Source organism: Myxococcus sp. CA039A, from assembly GCF_013336645.1.
Lineage (GTDB): Bacteria > Myxococcota > Myxococcia > Myxococcales > Myxococcaceae > Myxococcus > Myxococcus llanfairpwllgwyngyllgogerychwyrndrobwllllantysiliogogogochensis.
On record NZ_JABUMQ010000537.1, the window covers coordinates 1 to 4,176 of the forward strand.

The 4,176-nt window shown below is 69.3% G+C and carries 3 protein-coding genes and 1 pseudogene; 1 reads left to right on the forward strand and 3 read right to left on the reverse strand.

Annotation, left to right across the window (positions count from 1 at the left end; all coding sequences use genetic code 11):
- The 3 genes and pseudogenes from HR086_RS45170 to HR086_RS45180 all read right to left on the reverse strand — a co-directional run.
- Positions 1 to 759, reverse strand: a pseudogene (locus HR086_RS45170) (methyl-accepting chemotaxis protein); the annotation flags it as partial.
- A gap of 211 nt (positions 760 to 970) precedes the next feature.
- Positions 971 to 1,747 carry a TenA family transcriptional regulator gene (locus tag HR086_RS45175; protein WP_141648474.1) on the reverse strand — a complete coding sequence of 259 codons (777 nt, stop codon included), beginning with the start codon at positions 1,745 to 1,747 and terminating at the stop codon, positions 971 to 973.
- 246 nt (positions 1,748 to 1,993) lie between these two features.
- Positions 1,994 to 2,569 carry an NUDIX hydrolase gene (locus HR086_RS45180; RefSeq protein WP_174468750.1) on the reverse strand — a complete coding sequence of 192 codons (576 nt, stop codon included), beginning with the start codon at positions 2,567 to 2,569 and terminating at the stop codon, positions 1,994 to 1,996.
- A gap of 155 nt (positions 2,570 to 2,724) precedes the next feature.
- On the opposite strand from HR086_RS45180, the gene HR086_RS45185 reads away from it, so the two are divergent.
- Complete coding sequence (locus HR086_RS45185) at positions 2,725 to 4,131, forward strand: sigma-54 dependent transcriptional regulator (RefSeq protein WP_141648476.1); 1,407 nt, start codon at positions 2,725 to 2,727, stop codon at positions 4,129 to 4,131.
- Positions 4,132 to 4,176: the final 45 nt, after the last annotated feature.

Here is a 4,176-nt window from a genome sequence, read left to right on the forward strand (position 1 = left end):
CAACCCACCCACCCACGCCAGGCTGAAGGCCAGCTCTCCCGCCAGCACGCCGCCCAGCTCCATCAGCATCCGCGCCGAGCGCTGCGCGCCCTCCGCCACCAGCTCCAGATGAAGCGTGTCGCGAATGCCCTCCAGCTTCACCATCACCACGCAGCCGCTGAGCACCAGCGCGGCGACGATGGAGCCTCCAAAAGTGAAGGGCAGGAACCACGCCTGTCGGGGCCACGAGAAGCCGCCGCCCTGGAGCACCACCGTCGGGTCCTTGCGCTGCTCCTCGAGCGCCAGCGGCAGCAGCATCCGCTCCAGCGAGACGCTGATGGGAAAGCCCAGCAGCACGCCGCAGCACACGCCGATGATGGTGCCCAGCACGACGAGGCCCAAATCCTTGTGCCAGGTCAGACACACGTGGAGGCTGAACCAGAAGCCTCCCAGCGTCCATCCGACCCAGGACGTTCCCACCGCCACGCGCCACGGGAGTCGGAGGATGCGCTCCAGCCGCGCACCCGGCCTGTCACCCGCATATGCCCGCAGCGCGCTGCCCACCAGCCACCGCATGAACAACGCGGGGTAGATCATCCCCAGGCCCACGAGGATGGGCGGCAGCACCCACGCCACCGCCTTCACGCCCTCCCAGCCCGCCACTCCCATGGACATGCCATTGAGGTACGCGGCGATGGGCGCGGCTGGCACCACCCACGCCATGAACACCTTGAGCGCACGCCACCGATACTCGCGAATCACCTTGTCTTCGATGCTCATACCGGTCGCTTTCCCGCGTCATGCGGCCACGAAGAATCCATGCTGACGGGATGGCTCCAGACACCATTCTCCGCACGTCATCGAGTGGAAAGCGAGAGGGCCGCGCCCGGTTCCAGACACTGCACAACCGTCATGCCAGAGCTTGTTGAAAGACATACACATCCAGGAAAACCTCCTCCCCAAGCAAACAAGGGCGAGGAGGCGGCCGAGGTCAGTCCGCGCAGCAGGCGCGAATGGCCGCCGAGTACAGGCGCAGGGACTTGCGCGCGGCGGCGGCGACACGGGCGGGCTCGGTGCTCTCCGAGTCCACGGAGAGCTTGAGGATTTCGAGCGCTTCCACCGGGTGCAGGTCGTCGTAGCGGGCGTGGGCCTTGAGCCACATCATGGCGCTCGCGTCGATGCGCGCTCCATCCGAGGCGTAGCCCCGGAAGGGCTCCACCACCTCCTTGGTCCACACACCGGTGATGCCCTCGATGGCCCAGTTGGACGCGGCGATGCCCTCCGCCAGCGTGCCGCGCGCGCAGGTGTCGCGCAGGTGCGCGTGCAGCGCCTGGATTTCCGGCAACGGGCGCACGGAGAAGAGCGAGTCGGGCTCCATGCCGATGGCACGCACCCAGTCGATGAACCACTCCGCGTGTTTCGCCTCGACGCCCAGATTCTGCAGGAGCCAGCGCCGGATGCTCGCGTCCCCTTCATGCCGCCCATACGTCGTCTTCGCGAGCGACAGGCCCATGTATTTGGGGAAGGACTCGACGATGAGGAAGAACTGCGACAGCACGCGCCGCCAGTACCCCAGCGGCGGGCGACGTCCCTCCGCCGTGTCGCGAAACAGCGGAGGCCAACAGGCCGCGTTCCAGTCCGCGCGCGTCGACTCCAGCATCGACTCCAGCCAGCGCGGATGCGGCGAGGGCTTCAGGGGCGGAGGCCCATAGCGACGCACGAGTGGCTCGAACGAGGGAACATTCACTTCCAGGCTGGTCGACGACATGGCTCCAGGACGCTCCTTTTCGCGGCGGGTGCCAGACCGACATGGCCCCCCCTCACCCGCCGGAGCGGCCCATAGTGGTGACAGCACCTGCACGCGGCCATGCAACTGTTCGCATGCGACGCTTTTCTCACCGCCATGTTTCAGAATTCGCTCTGGAGCACCCCGAGGGGTCTGTCGCACCGCGGCGTCTGTGTTTCCCCTTCCACACGCGAGGCCGCCCGCATGTCACGGGCGGGCGAGCACGGCTCACGGCGTGCGGGCCACCGCGTGGCGTGCCTTCTCGAGCATGCGGCGAAGGGGCGCTTCATCGGCGCGGGCGAGCGCTTCGTCCCAGGTGAGCCACTGCGCGCCGGTGGACTCGTTGGGGGCATGCGCGAGCGACGCGGGGTCCTCCGCCACGACGAGGTAGCGCACGTCCAGGTGCTGGTGCTCGGGCTCATCGCGCCGGGCGGGGATGGTGTGGATGTCCACGTCGAGCGGCCGGGGCGCTCGGGGGTGGAGCGTGACGCGGCAGCCGGTCTCCTCGCGGGCCTCGCGCAGCGCGGTGGTCTCCATCAGGCCTGCGTCCACGGCGTCCGCATGCCCGCCTGGTTGCAGCCAGCGCTTGAGCTTGCCGTGCAGCACCATCACCACGCGCTCGCCCTCCGGGTCCACCACCACGGCGCTGCCGGTGAAGTGCGCTTCGGGCTGCGCGCGGGAGAAGGGAGACGGCAGCGTGGCCGCGTGGTGGCGCATGCGCTCCAGATCTTCTCGCTCCTTGTCGTCCTGGGGGACATGACGCGCGAGCAATTCACGCAGGGCGGCGGCGTTCGGGGATTCCATGCGCGCCCACGTACCCCCGGGGAGCCCTCGCGCGCCAGCGCCTTCTGGAAGCGGCCGACCGCCACGGTCCGGTGTAGGGTGCCGCCCCGGGTGTGCTCTCATGCGGACGCACCCGGGCGGCCGGCGCCCCCGTGGCATGAGGACATCGAAACACCATGGCGCGCATTCTCGTCATCGACGACCACGACACGCTGCGCGAGGGGATGACCGTCACCCTCACGCGCTCCGGCCACGCCGTGTCCGCTGTCCGAGGCGGGGCGGACGGCCTGGCCGCATACCGCAAGGCCCCCTTCGACCTGGTCGTCACGGACCTCAAGATGGACGGCCTGGACGGCATCGCCGTCACGCAGGCGCTCAAGGCGCTGGACGCCTCCGCCGTCGTCATGGTGGTGACGGCCTTCGGCACCATCGAAACCGCCGTGCGGGCGATGCAGGAGGGCGCCTACGACTTCATCACCAAGCCCTTCACGCCCGACGTGCTGCGCGCCAAGGTGGACAAGGGCCTGGAGCTGGCCAGCACCCGGCGCAAGGTGGAGAAACTGGAGGCGCGCACCGCCGCGCATGACGCGGACGCGGCGCTCTCCCACGGCAGCATGGTGGGCGACAGCGAGCCCATGCAGCGGCTGCTCAGCCAGGCACGCAAGGCGGCGCACAGCAACGCGACGGTGCTGGTGCGCGGCGAGAGCGGCACCGGCAAGGAGCTCATCGCCCGCATGCTGCACCAGGAGTCCCCGCGCAAGGACGGCCCCTTCGTCGTCGTGCACTGCGCGGCGCTGGCGGAGACGCTGCTGGAGAGCGAGCTGTTCGGCCACGAGCGCGGCGCCTTCACCGGCGCGGTGAAGCGCAAGCTGGGCCGCTTCGAGCTGGCCGACGGCGGCACCCTCTTCCTCGACGAAATCGGAGAGATTCCCCACTCGGTGCAGACCAAGCTCCTGCGCGTGCTGCAGGAGAAGGAAATCCAGCGCGTGGGCGGCGAGGAGACCCTCAAGGTGGACGTGCGCGTGGTGAGCGCCACGCACCGGGACCTCCAGGCCGAGGTCAAGGCGGGCCGCTTCCGCGAGGACCTCTACTACCGGCTGCACATCGTCCCGTTGATGCTGCCGCCCCTGCGCGAGCGCCCCGAGGACATCACCTCCCTGGCCCGGCACTTCGTGGCCAAGCACGCCCCCCGGGTGAACCGCCGGGTGACGGGCATGGATGAAGGCGCGCTGCGCGCCCTGGCCCGGCATGTGTGGCCCGGCAACGTGCGTGAACTGGAGAACGTCGTGGAGCAGGCGCTCGTCTTCGCCGAGGGCGACGTGCTCACCGTCACGGACCTGCCCTCGCACCTCACCGGCGCCGCGCCGCGCATGGACGCGGGGCTGCCCGTGCCCCATGGAGACCGGCCCCTTCCAGACATCCTGGAAGATTTGGAGCGGCAGCTGATCGCCCGCGCCTACGAGAAGGCGGGGGGTGTGAAGACGGAGACCGCCCGGTTGCTGGGCATCAAGACGTCCGCGCTGTACTACAAGCTGGAGAAGTACGGCTTCCTCCCCAAGGGCACGCCACCCGACGAGGGGTAGTCTCGAAAATCCGTGACCCAGGGTCCCCTCCCCGTGACTTTCCAC